Source organism: Kitasatospora sp. NPDC059803 (genome assembly GCF_042732255.1).
In the GTDB taxonomy this organism is placed as follows: Bacteria; Actinomycetota; Actinomycetes; order Streptomycetales; family Streptomycetaceae; genus Kitasatospora.
This window is the reverse complement of the sequence record NZ_JBHWIJ010000109.1, coordinates 9,875-25,079: the sequence shown is the minus strand read 5'-3', so window position 1 is coordinate 25,079 and position 15,205 is coordinate 9,875. Positions and strand designations below refer to the sequence as shown.

At 70.9% G+C, this 15,205-nt stretch carries 14 protein-coding genes; 7 read left to right on the top strand and 7 right to left on the bottom strand.

The annotated features are described in order from the left end of the window. Positions 1 to 47 precede the first annotated feature (47 nt). The 6 genes from ACFV6I_RS19045 (at position 48) to ACFV6I_RS19020 (ending at position 8,595) form a co-directional block, all read left to right on the top strand. A complete protein-coding gene (locus tag ACFV6I_RS19045) occupies positions 48 to 1,076 on the top strand; it encodes a carbohydrate ABC transporter permease (protein ID WP_063347863.1) in 1,029 nt (342 codons plus the stop codon). Continuing rightward, entirely contained in the window at positions 1,073 to 1,900 is an 828-nt protein-coding gene (locus ACFV6I_RS19040) for a carbohydrate ABC transporter permease (protein ID WP_063347862.1), read from the top strand. Before ACFV6I_RS19045 ends, ACFV6I_RS19040 begins: the two co-directional genes overlap by 4 nt. A 5-nt stretch (positions 1,901 to 1,905) precedes the next feature. Further along, entirely contained in the window at positions 1,906 to 3,459 is a 1,554-nt protein-coding gene (locus tag ACFV6I_RS19035) for a glycoside hydrolase family 3 protein (protein WP_063347861.1), read from the top strand. Positions 3,460 to 3,891: 432 nt separating this feature from the next. Beyond that, positions 3,892 to 5,187, top strand: a complete 1,296-nt coding sequence (locus ACFV6I_RS19030) for an extracellular solute-binding protein (protein ID WP_380426454.1) — start codon at positions 3,892 to 3,894, stop codon at positions 5,185 to 5,187. A gap of 194 nt (positions 5,188 to 5,381) precedes the next feature. Further along, positions 5,382 to 6,440 (top strand): SIS domain-containing protein, encoded by a 1,059-nt coding sequence (locus ACFV6I_RS19025; RefSeq protein ID WP_380426452.1) that lies wholly within the window; start codon positions 5,382 to 5,384, stop codon positions 6,438 to 6,440. A 634-nt stretch (positions 6,441 to 7,074) separates the two neighbouring features. Beyond that, entirely contained in the window at positions 7,075 to 8,595 is a 1,521-nt protein-coding gene (locus tag ACFV6I_RS19020) for a sensor histidine kinase (protein WP_244293369.1), read from the top strand. A gap of 517 nt (positions 8,596 to 9,112) precedes the next feature. Here the strand turns inward: ACFV6I_RS19020 and ACFV6I_RS19015 are convergent. Together ACFV6I_RS19015 and ACFV6I_RS19010 are read right to left on the bottom strand one after the other, a co-directional pair. Then, positions 9,113 to 9,364, bottom strand: coding sequence for a WhiB family transcriptional regulator (locus tag ACFV6I_RS19015; RefSeq protein WP_014138019.1), 252 nt, complete (start codon positions 9,362 to 9,364; stop codon positions 9,113 to 9,115). 383 nt (positions 9,365 to 9,747) lie between these two features. Next, positions 9,748 to 10,719 (bottom strand): diacylglycerol kinase family protein, encoded by a 972-nt coding sequence (locus ACFV6I_RS19010; RefSeq protein WP_063347858.1) that lies wholly within the window; start codon positions 10,717 to 10,719, stop codon positions 9,748 to 9,750. A 50-nt stretch (positions 10,720 to 10,769) separates the two neighbouring features. Between ACFV6I_RS19010 and ACFV6I_RS19005 the strand changes: the two genes are divergently transcribed. Continuing rightward, positions 10,770 to 11,198, top strand: coding sequence for a hypothetical protein (locus ACFV6I_RS19005; protein ID WP_159398434.1), 429 nt, complete (start codon positions 10,770 to 10,772; stop codon positions 11,196 to 11,198). Positions 11,199 to 11,246: 48 nt separating this feature from the next. On the opposite strand, the gene ACFV6I_RS19000 is transcribed toward ACFV6I_RS19005, so the two are convergent. The 5 genes from ACFV6I_RS19000 to ACFV6I_RS18980 all read right to left on the bottom strand — a co-directional run. Beyond that, complete coding sequence (locus ACFV6I_RS19000; RefSeq protein WP_350879654.1) at positions 11,247 to 12,251, bottom strand: RNA polymerase sigma factor SigF; 1,005 nt, start codon at positions 12,249 to 12,251, stop codon at positions 11,247 to 11,249. 159 nt (positions 12,252 to 12,410) lie between these two features. Beyond that, positions 12,411 to 12,821, bottom strand: coding sequence for a hypothetical protein (locus ACFV6I_RS18995; protein ID WP_063347857.1), 411 nt, complete (start codon positions 12,819 to 12,821; stop codon positions 12,411 to 12,413). A gap of 249 nt (positions 12,822 to 13,070) precedes the next feature. Then, positions 13,071 to 13,550 carry a GNAT family N-acetyltransferase gene (locus tag ACFV6I_RS18990; protein WP_063347856.1) on the bottom strand — a complete coding sequence of 160 codons (480 nt, stop codon included), beginning with the start codon at positions 13,548 to 13,550 and terminating at the stop codon, positions 13,071 to 13,073. A 71-nt stretch (positions 13,551 to 13,621) separates the two neighbouring features. After that, on the bottom strand, positions 13,622 to 14,617 hold the full coding sequence (locus ACFV6I_RS18985) for an ABC transporter substrate-binding protein (protein ID WP_380426450.1): 996 nt from the start codon (positions 14,615 to 14,617) through the stop codon (positions 13,622 to 13,624). A gap of 22 nt (positions 14,618 to 14,639) precedes the next feature. Beyond that, on the bottom strand, positions 14,640 to 15,205 hold a 566-nt coding region (locus tag ACFV6I_RS18980), incomplete at its 5' end, for an ABC transporter ATP-binding protein (protein ID WP_380426448.1).

The window sequence follows — 15,205 nt, the reverse complement described above, 5'->3', positions numbered from 1 at the left end:
GAGCGACGCCTGTCCGTCGTGGTTCGGGTTGTGAGGAAGTGAGAACGATGGCTGTGCATTCGGAGCGGGTGCAGACGCAGTCCCCGGATTCAGGGAAGGCTGCCGTGGCCGGAATTGAGACGAGTGCCGCCGGTGGTGGCGCCAACGGCACCCCCCGCAAGGGCGCCAGACCCGCAGGCGGGCCGAGCCTCGGCGCACGCCTGGCACCGTACCTGCTGCTGCTGCCCGCCACCGTGGCGACCCTCGCCCTGCTCGGCTGGCCGCTGGTGAAGACGGTCCTGCTGTCGTTCCAGAACCTCAACAAGCGCCAGTTCGTCCAGCACCTGACCGAGTGGAACGGCTTCGACAACTACAAGGAGCAGCTGACCGACCCGGACTTCTGGGCGGTCACCGGGCGCACCGTCGTCTTCACCCTGGTCAACGTCGTGCTGATCATGGTCGGCGGCACCCTGATCGGCCTGCTGCTCAACCGCCTCGGCAAGCGGATGCGGCTGCTCCTCTCGGTCGGCCTGCTGATGGCCTGGGCGATGCCCGTGGTCGCCGCGACCACCGTCTACACCTGGCTGTTCGACCAGCAGTGGGGCGTCGTCAACTGGTTCCTGGACAAGCTGGGTTGGCACGCGATGGCCGACTACAACTGGATGAGCGACCAGTACTCGACCTTCTTCGTGGTGATCCTGCTGATCGTCTGGCAGTCGGTCCCCTTCGTGGCGTTCAACATGTACGCCGGACTGACCACCATCCCCAAGGAGCTCTACGAGGCCGCCCGGATGGACGGCGCCGGCGCGTCCAAGATCTTCGGCTCGGTGATCTTCCCGAACCTGAAGCCGTTCTTCCTGGCCACGACGTTCCTGGAGATCATCTGGGTCTTCAAGGCCTTCACCCAGGTGTACGCGATCAACGGCGGCGGCCCCGAGAACCTGACCCGCACCCTGCCCGTGCACGCCTTCCTGGAGGGTTCGTCCGGGCAGCACTACGGCATCGGCTCCGCGATCGCGGTGCTCACCATCCTGATGCTGGGCGCGATGATGGCGTACTACTTCCGCATCATGATCAAGCAGGAGGACGAGCTGTGAGGCGCTCGCTCATCGGACGTACCTGGCCGAACGTGATCGCGGTCGTCCTCTTCGTCTTCTTCATCTTCCCCGTCTACTGGATGATCGCGACTGCCTTCAAGCAGGACAACGACATCATCAGCAAGACGCCGGTCTTCATCCCGTTCAACGGGACCCTCGACCACTTCACCACCGCGATCAACGCGCCCAACTTCTGGACGTACGTCACCAACAGCCTCATCGCCACCGTCGGTGCGGTGCTGATCTCGCTGGTGATCGCGACCCTCGCGGCCTTCGCCATCGCCCGGATGAAGTTCCGCGGCCGCAAGGCCTTCGTCCTGGTCGTCATGGTCGCGCAGATGGCGCCGTGGGAGGTCATGACCATCGCGGTCTACATGATCTCGCGCGACAACGAGATGCTGAACAGCCTCGTGCCGCTGACGTTCTTCTACATGATGATGGTGCTGCCCTTCACCATCTGGACGCTGCGCAGCTTCATCGCCGCGGTGCCGAAGGAGCTGGAGGAGTCGGCCATGGTGGACGGCTGCACCCGCTCCCAGGCCTTCGTGAAGGTGATCTTCCCGCTGCTGGCCCCCGGTCTGATGTCGACCTCGCTGTTCGGCTTCATCACCGCGTGGAACGAGTTCCCGCTCGTCCTGATCCTCAACAAGGAGGAGGGCAAGACCCTCCCGCTGTGGCTGTCGTCCTTCAAGACCGCCTTCGGCAACGACTGGGGCGCCACCATGGCGGCGTCCACGATGTTCGCCATCCCCGTGCTGATCCTGTTCGTCTTCCTGCAGCGCAAGGCGGTCGGCGGACTGACCGACGGCGCCGTGAAGGGCTGAGAAACGTGAGCATCCTCGTCCCCACCGCTCCGGTCAGCGACCAGCTGCACCGTGACGCCCTGACCGTCCTGCAGCCCGGCTTCGTCGGCACCGAGCCGCCGCAGTGGCTGCGCCGCCACCTCGCCGCCGGGCTCGGCTCGGTCGCGCTGTTCGACCGCAACGTGGTCGACCTCGACCAGCTCGCCAAGCTCACCAAGGCGCTGCGCGAGGAGAACCCCGACCTCCTGATCGCCATCGACGAGGAGAGCGGCGACGTCACCCGGCTGGAGGCGGGCTCCGGCTCGTCCTGGCCCGGCAACCTCGCGCTCGGCGCGATCGACGACCCGGCGCTGACCCGGGACGTCGCCCGCGAGCTGGGCCGGGCGCTGGCCGCGGCCGGCGTCAACTACAACTGGGCGCCCACCGCGGACGTCAACTCCAACCCGCGCAACCCGGTCATCGGCGTCCGCTCCTTCGGCGCCGACCCGGAGCTGTGCGCCCGGCACACCGCCGCCTGGGTGGAGGGCCTCCAGTCGGCCGGCGTGGCCGCCTGCTCCAAGCACTTCCCCGGCCACGGCGACACCGCCGTCGACTCGCACCACGGGCTGCCGGTCATCGACGTCGACCTGGACGTGCTGCGCTCGCGCGACCTGATCCCGTTCCAGGCGGCGATCGCGGCGGGCACCAAGGCCGTGATGACCGCCCACATCATGATCCCGGCGCTCGACCCGAAGCTGCCGGCCACCCTCAGCCCGCTCGTGCTGCGCGACCTGCTGCGGGCCGCCCCGGCCGACGGCGGCCTCGGCTACCAGGGCCTGATCGTCAGCGACGCGATCGAGATGGGCGCCATCGCCGACACCTTCGGGATGGGCGACGGCACCGTGCTGGCCCTGGCGGCCGGCGCGGACGCGATCTGCGTCGGCGGCGGGCTGGCCGACGAGGACACCGTGCTGATGCTGCGCGACGCCATCGTGGCGGGCGTGCGGGCCGGCGTGCTCTCCGAGGAGCGGCTGGCGGACGCCGCCGACCGGGTCCGCTCGCTCGGCAGCTGGGGCCGGATCTCGGCCCAGGGCGAGCGGCCGGAGCCGGACCTCGCGGTCGGCCTGCGGGCCGCCCGCCGGGCGCTGAAGGTGGTCCGGGCGCCGGGCCACGAGCCGCAGCCGGTGTCCGAGCGCCCGTTCGTGGCCTCGTTCTCGGACGAGCCGAACATCGCCGTCGGCGACGTCACCCCGTGGGGCGTGGCCGGCATGCTGGCCGACCGCTTCCCCGGCACCCGCACCCGCGCGGTCTCGGCGGCGCAGGCCGCCCCCGAGCTGCTGGACGCCCTGGTCGCCGAGCTGGTGGCCGGCGCCGAGGGCCGCCGCCTGGTACTGGTGGTCCGGGACGCGCACCGGCACGCCTGGATGTCCGCCGCGCTGGGCCGCCTGGTGGCGGCCCGGCCGGACGCCGCGGTGGTCGAGATGGGGCTGCCGCAGTCCGAGCCGGTCGGCGCGCTCTACATCGCCACCCACGGCGCCGCCCGGGTCTGCGGGCTGGCGGCCGTGGAGGTGCTCACCGGGCAGCCGGGAGCCATCGGCTGAGACCGAGGGGGGCGTCACCGGGAGTGTCCGGGAGGCGTCGGCCGACGGGCCCGTCATGCGCATGTCGCATGGCGGGCCCGTTTCGTTTCCCCGCCGTTTGACCTGCGGATTCGCCAGGTGACCGCGTTCCCTCAAGTGGGCCTTAAATCCACCTTAAGTCCCACTTAGGGTGACGGTACGGCGACTGATCGCCACGGGGTACAACAGCTCTGCAACGGCCGTGGCGACGAGGCCATTTGGCCGTTGACACCACCTATGGTCTAGGCCAGAGTCCAGTCATCCGGTTCGAAATTCAACCTCACCGGATGTGGTATCGGCCCTCCCCGAAGCTCTTCGCCCCTGCCCGGACCCTCCGTTGCGGGCGCCATCACGCTGCCGGCGGGCAACACGGCTCTAGCACCCTCGGAGGATGGCGTGAAGAAGCGTCAGCTCATGTCGACGTTCGGAATCACTGCCCTGGCGATCGGGCTGACGGCCTGTTCATCGGCCGGCACGGCGTCGAAGGACGGCAAGAGCCCCGGCGCCGACCCGAAGGCCGCGAGCGGCACCGTCACCGTCTGGCTGATGGACGACGCCCAGAAGAACTGGCCCGACCTGGTGCAGCAGGTCAACGACCAGTTCGCGGCGAAGTACCCGAACGTCACCCTCAAGCTCGCCTACCAGGGCTGGGCCGACAAGGTGACCAAGCTCGACAAGGCGATCGCCGACGGCTCCGCGCCCGACGTGGTCGAGCTCGGCAACACCGAGACCATGAAGTACGTGCTCTCCGGCGCGCTGGCCCCGGTCGACCGGACCACCTTCGACAACTCCGACAGCTGGATCAAGGCGCTCGCCAACACCTGTACGTACCAGGACAAGCTCTTGTGCGTGCCCTACTACGCCGGCGCCCGGGTCGCCATCTACAACGCCGCCACCTTCCAGCAGGCCACCGGCAGCTCCGAATTCCCCAAGACCGAGGCCGACCTGACGGCGGTCCTGGACAAGGTCGCCGACAAGAACAAGGCCGACAAGAGCTACTCCTCGCTCTACCTGCCCGGCCCGTACTGGTACGCCGCGATGAGCTACGTGGCCGCGTACGGCGGCAGCATCGCCAAGTTCGACAGCTCCGGCAACTGGCACGGCACCCTGCACGACGCCAAGTCCCAGCAGGGCATCAGCCACTTCGTCGACCTGGTCCGCAAGTACACCAAGGGCGACCTGACGGTGAACGAGCAGAACCAGTTCGAGTCGATGGCCCGCGGGCGCGCCGCGTCCTTCTACGGCAACGGCTACGAGGCGGCCAGCGTCGTCGCGCCGGGCACCGGCGACCCGAGCCTCAAGGACACCGTCAAGATGGCCACCATGCCCGGCCCGGACGGCAAGCCGCTGCCCACCTTCATCGGCGGCTCCGACCTCGCGGTCACCGCCAAGTCCACGCAGGTCGAGCTGGCCACCGACTGGGTGCGGATGTTCACCAGCACCAAGTCCCAGCAGACGCTGGCCGACAAGGACATCCTGCCGAACAACCTCACCCAGCTGAACCCGCTGAAGAACAAGCCGACCACCGCCGCGGCGGCCAACGCGGTGCCGGACGCCTGGTTCACCCCGCTGGCCCCCGGCTGGGGCGCGATCGAGAAGCAGAAGATCCTGCCCGACATGCTGACCGGCATCCTCAAGGGCAAGTCGGTGGACCAGGCCACCAAGGACGCCGACGCCGCGATCGACCAGCTGATCAACAAGGCGTCCTGACCCGGCGCCGCCAGCCGCACAGGCCGAAGGCCCGTCCCGTCCGGGGCGGGCCTTCGGGTGTGCCCGCCCGGGGCGGCCCCCGTAGGATTGCGGCAGGAAACCACCGCAGCGAGTGTGCGGACTCGCCGCCGTAGAGGTCCCCGTCGGGCAACCTGCCCGGAGGGGTCGAACCATCTCATCGGAGGCACATCCTGATGTCCGACCCGCAGACTGTTTCCGTTCCTGGCCGGATCATGGCGGCGGAGATGGCCGAGCAGCCGGCCGTCCTCCAGCGCATCCTCGACGAGGGTGCCCCGAAGATCCGCCAGATCGCGGCCGAGATCGCCGCCCGCAACCCTCGCTTCGTCCTGCTGACCGCGCGCGGCACGTCCGACAACGCGGCGCTGTACGCCAAGTACCTGATCGAGATCCTGCTCGGCAAGCCGGCCGGCCTGACCTCGATGTCCACCACCACCGCGTACGGCGCCAAGCCGGACCTCACCGACGTCCTGGTCGTCACCGTCAGCCAGTCCGGCGGCTCGCCCGACCTGGTGGCCTCCACCAAGGCCGCCCGCGAGGCCGGCGCCATCACCCTCGCCGTCACCAACAACGCGTCCTCGCCGCTGGCCGAGGTCTCCGAGTTCCACATCGACGTGCTGGCCGGCCCGGAGAAGGCGCTGCCCGCCACCAAGACCTACACCGCCGAACTGCTGGCGCTCTACCTGCTGGTCGAGGGCCTGCGCGGCGGCGACGGTACGGCGGCCAAGGAGCTGCCCGGCCTGGCCGCCGGCGTCCTGGCCCGCCACGCCGAGGTGAAGGCGCTGGCCGAGCGGTACCGCTTCGCCCAGCGCCTGGTCATCACCTCGCGCGGCTACGGCTACCCGACCGCCCGCGAGGCGGCGCTGAAGCTGATGGAGACCACCTACATCCCGGCCTCCCCGTTCTCCGGCGCCGATCTGCTGCACGGCCCGCTGGCCATGGTGGACAACGTCTCGCCGGTCATCGCGATCGTTCCGGACGGCAAGGGCGGCGAGGCCCTGCAGCCGGTGCTGGACCGCCTGCGCGGCCGCGGCGCGGACCTGGTCGTGGTCGGCCAGCAGGCGCAGGTGGACGCCGCCTCGGCCGGCTTCGCCCTGCCGGCCGGCGTGCCGGAGGAGGTCCAGCCGATCCTGGAGATCCTCCCGCTGCAGCTGCTGGCCTACGAGGTCACCATCGCCCGCGGCCAGGACCCGGACGCCCCGCGCGCCCTGGCCAAGGTCACCGAGACGCACTGAGGCACGGCGCCACGCGATCGGGCCCCCCGGGGGCCCCGGCGGGGCGCGGGGCGCCGCGCGCTGGGGGGGGGGCCGCTCGGCGGCGGGGGCGCGGCGCCCACCCGCGCCCGCCCCCCCGGCGCCCCGGCCCCACGCCCCGCCGCCCCCCGGGGGGCCGGGCCCCCGCCGTGGGGCCCCCCGCCCCCGGGGGGGGGGGGGGGCCCCGACTCGTTGAGCGGCGGAACATGGCTTCGGCGGGGGAGCGCCCGGAACGCGTCGCACCCCCGGAACGCGTCGCGCCTGGCGCTCGGCGTACCCGGAAAGCACTACGGGCCACGGCGCCGACACGGGACCCTCAACCCATGCGGCACCGCAGCCCGGAGCTGTCGTCGGTCGCCGGAGTCGATCGAGAACTGTGCGGGGTCCTCGTTCGGCGGCGTCCGACCGAGGAAAGGCCTCGCGCGGTCAGGGCAGTTGCGCGGTGGGCCTCTCCTTGGTGCCCTTTCATTGTGGACTAGACCAATCTGGGTTGTCCAGGCCGCTCCGGAAATTGGTCTGGACAACTTCGGGAAGCGGGCTCCGCCGCAGGCCCGGCGCATGATCCGTTCCCCGGTCCGCCGCGCCGCGCCCCGACCGGCGGCGCTACTCTCGCCATGTGCCCTCGCTGAACGAACTCGTCCGCCGCCACACCACCCTGACCGGGGCCGATGTGGAATGGCTCCACATGCTGGTCTCGGAGTGGCAGCTTCTCTCCGACCTCTCCTTCGCCGACCTGGTCCTGTGGATCCCCACCTGGGACGGCATCCGCTACGTCTCGGTGGCGCAGATGCGGCCCAACACCGGCCCCACCTCCTACCAGGACGACATGGTCGGCCACCTCGTCCCGCGCGGGCGCCGCCCGCTGCTGGACGCCGCCTTCGACGAGGGCCGGATCGTGCGCGAGGGCGACCCGGAGTGGCGCGAGGAGGTGCCGGTCCGGGTCGAGTCCATCCCGGTCCGGCGCGAGGGCAAGGTGCTCGGGGTGATCGCCCGCAACACCAACCTGCTGACCGTCCGCACCCCCAGCCGACTGGAGCTCACCTACCTGCAGAGCGCCTCCGACCTGGCCCAGATGATCGCCGCCGGCAGCTTCCCCTTCCACGGCGTCGAACAGATCGACATGGACGCCGCCCCCCGGGTCGGCGACGGCCTGATCCGGCTCGACGCGGACGGCATCGTCACCTACGCCAGCCCCAACGCCCTGTCCGCCTACCACCGGCTCGGCCTCACCACCGACCTGGTCGGCAGCCACCTGGGCCGGGCCACCGCCGAACTGGTCCCGCCCTCCCGGGCGGCCGTGCACGAGGCGTTGGTGAAGCTGGCGAGCGGCTGGGCGCCGCGGCAGACCGAGGTCGAGGTGCAGGGCGGGGTGGTGACCCTGCGGGCCATCCCGCTCAAGCCCAAGGGCACGCTGACCGGTTCGCTGGTGCTCTGCCGGGACGTCACCGAACTGCGCCGCCGCGACCGCGAGCTGATGACCAAGGACGCCACCATCCGGGAGATCCACCACCGGGTGAAGAACAACCTGCAGACCGTCGCCGCCCTGCTGCGGCTGCAGTCCCGCCGGATGGAGTCGGAGGCCGGCCGGGCCGCGCTGGACGAGGCGGTGCGCCGGGTCGGCTCGATCGCGATCGTGCACGAGACGCTGTCCCAGGCGCTGGACGAGCAGGTGGCCTTCGACGAGATCGCCGACCGGGTGCTGGCGATGGTGATGGAGCTGTCCCAGGACGGCCGGGTGGCGACCCGCCGCAGCGGCAGCTTCGGCATCCTGTCCGCCGAGGTGGCCACCCCGCTGTCGATGGTGCTGAACGAACTGCTGCAGAACGCGCTGGAGCACGCCTTCGGCCCGTCCGCCTCCGGGAACCTGGAGGTCAGCGCGCTGCGCGGGCGGGCCCCGGCGACCGGGGCGGGCTGGTCGGACAGCTGGAACGGCGGCGCCCGGCCGGAGGAGTTCCTGCTGATCACGGTGCAGGACGACGGCCGCGGCATGCCCGAGGGGTTCGACCCGCAGACGGCGGGCAACCTCGGCCTGCAGATCGTCCGCACGCTGGCCACCGGCGAGTTGGGTGGCACCTTCGACATGGTGGCCGGTCCGGACGGCGGCACCAAGGTGATCCTGGAGATCCCGGTCCGCTGATCCGCCGACTGGCCTGCGGTGCGGTGCGGTCCACGGTCCGGTCCGCACCGCGGTCCGCGGAAAGGTGCATCGAGGCGCGCGGTGGGGGCGTGCACTCGGCGAAAGCGCCGGGTGTCCACCCCACGAGCCCGGCGCGGGTCGGCCCGCGCGGGGGCGTGCCAGGGTGCGGGCGCGCCGGGGCGCGCACACAAACCGGGGCGCGAAAACAGAAACGAGGCCCTGTCGACCGGGGGGGGTGGGTCGACAGGGCCTCTCAACCCGTTCCGGCCGTCGGGGGGAGTCGGCCGGAACGGGGGCTCTGGGTGGTGCGACACCTCGCCCGTGCGTTGCACACGGTGAGCGCCACAGCTCCACGATATTGCTCTAAGTGAACAGTATCAAGTGGCTGGACGGTCCGGTGTCGCGGGACCTCGCCAGGCAAGGCCCTTTGTGCGGAAGGCTTCACCAGGAGGTGCAGGGAAGCCTTTGATCATGTGTTGATCGGTGTTTCGGTTACTGCTGGTGTTACGGCGTGTGATCAGGCGGTGCGGGCGCGGTTGCGGGCGGCACGGCGCTTCATCGCGCGACGCTCGTCCTCGCTCATACCGCCCCAGACGCCGGCATCCTGGCCGGTCTCAAGAGCCCACTGCAGGCACTGCTCCATGACCGGACAGCGGCGGCACACGGCCTTGGCTTCCTCGATCTGCAGCAGAGCAGGACCGGTGTTCCCGATCGGGAAGAACAGCTCCGGGTCCTCTTCGCGGCAGACAGCGCGGTGGCGCCAGTCCATGGTCGTCCAACTCCTCCTGCCGGCGGGGGGCACCCGGTCGGCATAATCGATGGCTTGTGAATGTGGCTTGTGAATGTGAACGCTTTCACGAATCCCGCAACAGCAAAAGAGACCAAAGGCCCGCCGGGGCCCGGGTGGTCTGTGCTAGGGAGGGATTCGGCGATTCGAGGGACGTTCCGCGGTCGACACCCGCCAGGTTCTGAGGTTGCCGTCGCTGCGATGCGTCCCGATCGCCATGTAGAGGTTCGCAAACCTCGGGCCCGGATACAACCCCCTTCAGGGAGGAATTTTTGATTCTTCGGTGTCGCCTAGCTCACAGCCAGTACTTCTATGGAGTGAAGGGGGCTTGTGCGTTCGAGAAGAAGGGCGAAACCCCCTTCCGGTCACACAATCACACGCAGTGCCCGCCGTACGCCTGTGAAACTGACGCGACTCCTGTCTCCAAGGTGGTCCCCGTCAACCTGGAACGGGGCCGGTTCCTCTGAAACCAAGGTGAAGTGTCTGACGTCGTGATAGGAGACGACGTGCTTGCCGGACGGGCCGGCCGGCGGGGCGCCTTCGCTCGAAGAGGCGTACGACCGCAGGATCTGACGGATCGTTCGAACGGTGCCGAACGCCGTCATCCGGGTGATCCCGAAGACGTCGAGATCAGTGTCGAAGGAGGCGAGCGGTGAGGGGTACACCGGGCGGTTGCCGAGGAACGTCCACGGCGAGGTGTTGCTGACTATGGCCAGGGCCAGGCCCGGCACGCCTTCTCGGCCCGGTAGTTCCAGGGCCACAGGCCCGGAACGACGCTGCTCACGCTGGGTGACGTAGTGCCGCAGCGCCTGCCCCACATAGAGTGCGTGGGTGGACTTGCGCCCCAACCGGCGCTGCTCCTCGACCCGGCCGACCACCCCGGCGTCGAAGCCCAGGCCGGCGGTGAAGGTGAACCAGCGGTCCGGCAGCCCGTCGGTCATCGCCTTGCCCAGGCCGACCGGCCGCTCGCTCCCGTGCTCCAGCGCGTACAGCAGGGCGCCGGTGGCTTCCACCGGGTCGTTGGGCAGACCCAGCGCGCGGGCGAACACATTGGTCGAACCGCCCGGCACCACGGCCAGTCGCGGGACCTTCTCGCCCGGGCCGTGCGTGAGCAGCCCGTTCACCACCTCGTTCACGGTGCCGTCGCCGCCGAGCGCCACCACCAGGTCGACCGTGCCGTCCTCCGAGGCCTCGCGGGCCAGGTCGCGGGCGTGGCCCCGGTACTGCGTCTCGGCCACCTCCAGCTTGAGGTCGCTGCGCAGCGCGTGGATCAGCACGTCCCTGGTGCGGCCACTGGTGGTGGTGGCCTTGTGGTTCACGACCAGGAGAGCGCGCATGGGGAAAGCCTACGGGTCGGTACGGACCAACCGGCGGCTACCCTGCTGGAGTGACCGCAGAATCCTCCGCACCCGTACCCACGGCGGGCCCGGCCCGCCCCTTGGCGCTGACCGTGGGCGCCGCCATCACCGCCCTGGAGGGCGCCGCGCTGGCCGTCGTCGGCGTCTGGGACATGGTGTCCGCGCTGTCCGGCCAGTCCAAGCAGCTCGCCCTGAACGAGTTCGGCGGCCTGGTCATCGTGCTGCTCGGCGTGCTGCCGGTGCTGGCCGCCCGCGCGCTGCTCAAGGAGCGCCGCTGGGGCCGCAGCCCGGCCGTGCTCACCAACTCGATCTGCCTGCCGATCGGGTACTACATGCTGGAGAGCGGCGGCGCGATGATCGGTGTCGGTGTGCTGGTCGGCCTGCTCGGGCTGGTCGGCATCGGCGCGCTGCTGAACCCGAAGTCGACGGCGGCCCTGTACGCGTCGCACGAGGGCTGAGCGCACAGGGCCGCCGGGGGTCGGCCGCCGGTTGAGCGGCCGTCAGTCCTACTCCTCCACCAGGAGCTTCTCCCGCAGCTGGGCCAAGGTCCGGGCCAGCAGGCGGGACACGTGCATCTGGGAGATCCCCACCTCGGCGGCGATCTGCGACTGTGTCATGTTCCGGAAGAACCGCAGCACCAGGATCTTCTGCTCCCGGGGCGGCAGTTGGGCCAGCAGCGGCTTGAGCGACTCGCGGTACTCGACGCCCTCCAGCGCCTCGTCGGTGGCGCCGAGGGTGTCCGCCACGGCCGGCGACTCGTCGTCGCTGTCCGGGACGTCCAGGGACAGCGTGGAGTACGCGTTGGCGGACTCCAGGCCCTCCAGGACGTCCTCCTCGGAGATCCCCAGGTGCTCGGCGAGCTCGTGCACCGTGGGGGAGCGCCCGTGCCGCTGGGAGAGCTCGCTGGTCGCCGTGGTGAGCGACAGCCGCAGCTCCTGGAGGCGGCGCGGCACCCGGACCGCCCAGCCCTTGTCGCGGAAGTGCCGTTTGATCTCGCCGACGATGGTCGGCGTGGCGTAGGTGGAGAACTCGACCCCGCGCTCGTGGTCGAAGCGGTCCACCGACTTGATCAGGCCGATGGTGGCGACCTGGGTCAGGTCGTCCAGCGGCTCGCCCCGGTTGCGGAACCGCCGGGCCAGGTGCTCGACCAGCGGGATGTGCATCCGCACCAGCTGGTTGCGCAGCTCGACGCGCTCCGGGGAGCCGTCGGGCAGCGCGGACAGCCGGACGAACAGCGCGCGGGCCGCCTCCCGGTCCGGTGCTCCCGAGCGGTGCGGGGCCGGGGCTGGCGCCTGGACGGGCACCGCGGTGCGCAGGTCCGCGGCCTCGTCCGCCGGATCGGACGGGGGCGGGGATGCGGGCGACGGTTCAGACGTCGGCTCGGTCGGGTGGCTCATCCGGTGGGCGTCCTTCGGGTGCGCATCGTCGTTGGCGGCGAGGCCAGGAACGCTCGCCTGGGTCGGTACGGCAGGTCCCGCCGTCGCGAGGCCGGTACGGTCCAGATCACTCACGGCCATTCCCCCGTTCCGTTCCGGGAGCACCGGGGCCCTCGGGCCCCGGCATCGTCTCGTTGGTCGTACCGCGTGGGGGGCGGTACCGGGCGCCGCCCGCCCGGCCCGTGATCGGGGACGGGGCGGACGGCCCTTGTGCGGTGCTGGTCGACGCCCCGGCTAGTGGGCGACGGGGCCGCCGCGCTTCTTGTGCAGGCTGATCGACACGGTCTTGTCCTCGCCGACCGAGGAGTCGACCTCGCCGGCCAGGGCGGAGAGCACCGTCCAGGCGAAGGTGTCCCGTTCGGGCGCCTTCCCGTCGGTGGTGGGGGCGGTGACGGTCACCTTCAGCGAGTCGCCGACCAGCCGGAACTCGCAGGTCAGGACGGAGCCTGGCACCGCCTGCTGGAGCAGGATGGCGCAGGCCTCGTCGACCGCGATCCGCAGGTCCTCGATCTCGTCGAGGGTGAAGTCGAGCCGTGCCGCCAGGCCGGCCGTCGCTGTTCGCAGGACCGAGAGGTAGGCACCCGCCGCGGGCAGCCGGACCTCCACGAAGTCCTGCACTCCGGGCTCGCCGTCGATCTGGGACACCCTCACCTCCTGGGTGACGCGCTGTGCTTCCGGGCCGGTGGCCGCGGCACTGTCTGTTGCTTGGCTCAACTGCTTCGCCCCAACTGTCCAGAGGGGTGGTGCGGTACGTACCGGTCATACCCTTCGCGGGGCGACCGGACGCCGCGTATCCGCCTGAGACCTTACCGCCTTCCGCACGCCGGCCGGGGCTCGGGAGTCACTCATGGTAAGCCATCGCGACGCAGGGTGGCAGGGGTTCGGACGGTCCGTTCAGTGACCGCCGCCGGCGGCGGCGAGCGCCTCGCCGGTGAGCCGGTAGACGGTCCAGCCGTCCATCGGCACCGCGCCGAGGGACTTGTAGAAGTCGATCGAGGGCGTGTTCCAGTCGAGCACCGACCACTCCACCCGCGCGTAGCCGCGCTCGACGGCGATCCGCGCCAGTTCCAGCAGCAGCGCCTTGCCGTGGCCGCCGCCGCGGGACTGCGGGCGGACGTACAGGTCCTCCAGGTAGATCCCGTGGGTGCCGCGCCAGGTCGAGAAGTTGAGGAACCAGACCGCGAAGCCGACCGGCTCGCCGGTGGCGTCGTCCTCGGCGATCAGGCCGAACAGCGCCGGGTTGGCGCCGAACAGGGCGTCGCGCAGCTGCTCCTCGGTGGCCACGGCCTCCTGCGGGGCCTTCTCGTACTCCGCGAGCTCGCGGATCAGGGCGAGGATGACGGGAACGTCGGTCACGACGGCGGTGCGGATCATGCCGCGAGCCTACTGCGCGCCCCCGCCCGCGGCCCAGGCCCTGATCGGGGCCCGGGCCGGGGGCGGGCGGGTCAGCGGGCCGGGACGGTGCGCAGGTAGTCGGCCAGCGCGGTGATCGCGGCCGGGTTGCGCGGGCTCTCCACCAGGTCGACGTAGTCCAGGACGAAGATCCGGTCGTTCCTGACCGCCGAGACGCCGGCCAGCGGCGGGAAGGACTTCAGGAAGGCGCGCTTGGCGTCGGCGCCGGTCTCGCCGTAGTTGTTGATCAGGATCACCTCGGGGTCGCGCCGGACCACGCTCTCCCAGCCGACGGTGACCCAGGTGTCCGCGAGGTCGCCCATCACGTTGGCCCCGCCGGCCTTGGCGATGATCTCGTCGGCCGCGGCGAACTTCCCGGCGGTGTACGGCTTGTCCTGCCCGCTGTCGTACAGGAACACGGACGGCCGGCGCTCGGGCTGCGGGGCGGCGGCGACCTGTGCCTTGAAACCGGCGACCAGCTTGTCCGCCCGGTCGCGGACGTCGAAGATCTCGCCGAGGTTGGCCAGGTCGGTGTAGAGCGCGTCCAGCGGGGACATCACACCGCGCTCGGTGCCCTTGCCGCTGCGGCAGGACTCGCTGAGCACGTACGAGGCGATGCCGAGGTCCCCCAGCGCCTGCGGGGTGAAGCCGCGGCCCTCGTCGAAGCCGTAGTGCCAGCCGGCGAAGACCAGGTCGGCCTTGGCGCCCAGCACGATCTCCTTGGTGATCTCCTTCTTGGAGAGCCACGCGGTCTGCTGGTAGCCGTCCTTCCAGGCGACCTGGTCGACCCGGCCCTTGTCGTCGGGCATCACGTAGCCGGCCATCCGGTCGGCCAGGCCGAGGGCGAGCATCAGCTCGGTGATGCCGACGTCGTTGGTCACCGTCCGGGCGGGCTTCTGCGGGAAGGTGAGCTTGGCGCCGCAGTTCTCCACGGTCACCGGGTAGTGGGCGGAGGCGGCGGTGGCGTCGCCGCTCGGGGCGATCTCGGCGCCGCAGGCGGTGAGCCCGAGGGTGAGCAGGGCGGTGATGGCAACGGCCTTGGTGCGCACGGGGGTTCCTTCGGGGGGTGGGTCAGATCCGGTCGAAGAGCAGTTGGACGGCGCCGGTCACCGGGTGCCGGACGGGGGTGGCCCGGACGCCGAACACCTCGGCGAGCAGGGCGGGTCGGAGCACCTCGGCGGGCGGCCCCGAGGCGACGATCCGGCCGGCCCGCAGCACGTACAGCAGGTCGCAGTGGCCGGCCGCCAGGTTGAGGTCGTGCAGCGCGGTGAGCACCGTCGGCCCGGCCTCCCGGACCAGCGCCAGCACGTCCAACTGGTGGGCGATGTCCAGGTGGTTGGTGGGCTCGTCCAGCACCAGCAGCCGGGGCTCCTGGACCAGCGCGCGGGCGATCAGCACCCGCTGCTTCTCGCCGCCGGACAGGCTCAGGAAGCCCCGCCCGGCCAACTGCTCGGCGCCGACCTTGCGCAGCGCCTCGGTGCAGCGCGCGTGGTCGTCCGCGCCCGGGCCGCCCAGGTCCTGTCCGGTCGATCTTGGCGGATCAGCCCGCGGCGTTGGGCGCCCGGCTGAGCGTGCGCCCGGATCGTCCTCGTACTGGGCCGTACTTGGGTGATCCGGGGGTGCGGTCAGGCGGGATG

Coding starts and splice junctions, on each gene's coding strand:
- ACFV6I_RS19045 (WP_063347863.1), top strand. CDS start 48: ATGGCTGTGCATTCGGAGCGGGTGCAGACGCAGTCCCCGGATTCAGGG.
- ACFV6I_RS19030 (WP_380426454.1), top strand. CDS start 3,892: ATGTCGACGTTCGGAATCACTGCCCTGGCGATCGGGCTGACGGCCTGT.
- ACFV6I_RS19025 (WP_380426452.1), top strand. CDS start 5,382: ATGTCCGACCCGCAGACTGTTTCCGTTCCTGGCCGGATCATGGCGGCG.
- ACFV6I_RS19015 (WP_014138019.1), bottom strand. CDS start 9,364: ATGGACTGGCGCCACCGCGCTGTCTGCCGCGAAGAGGACCCGGAGCTG.
- ACFV6I_RS19010 (WP_063347858.1), bottom strand. CDS start 10,719: ATGCGCGCTCTCCTGGTCGTGAACCACAAGGCCACCACCACCAGTGGC.
- ACFV6I_RS18990 (WP_063347856.1), bottom strand. CDS start 13,550: ATGATCCGCACCGCCGTCGTGACCGACGTTCCCGTCATCCTCGCCCTG.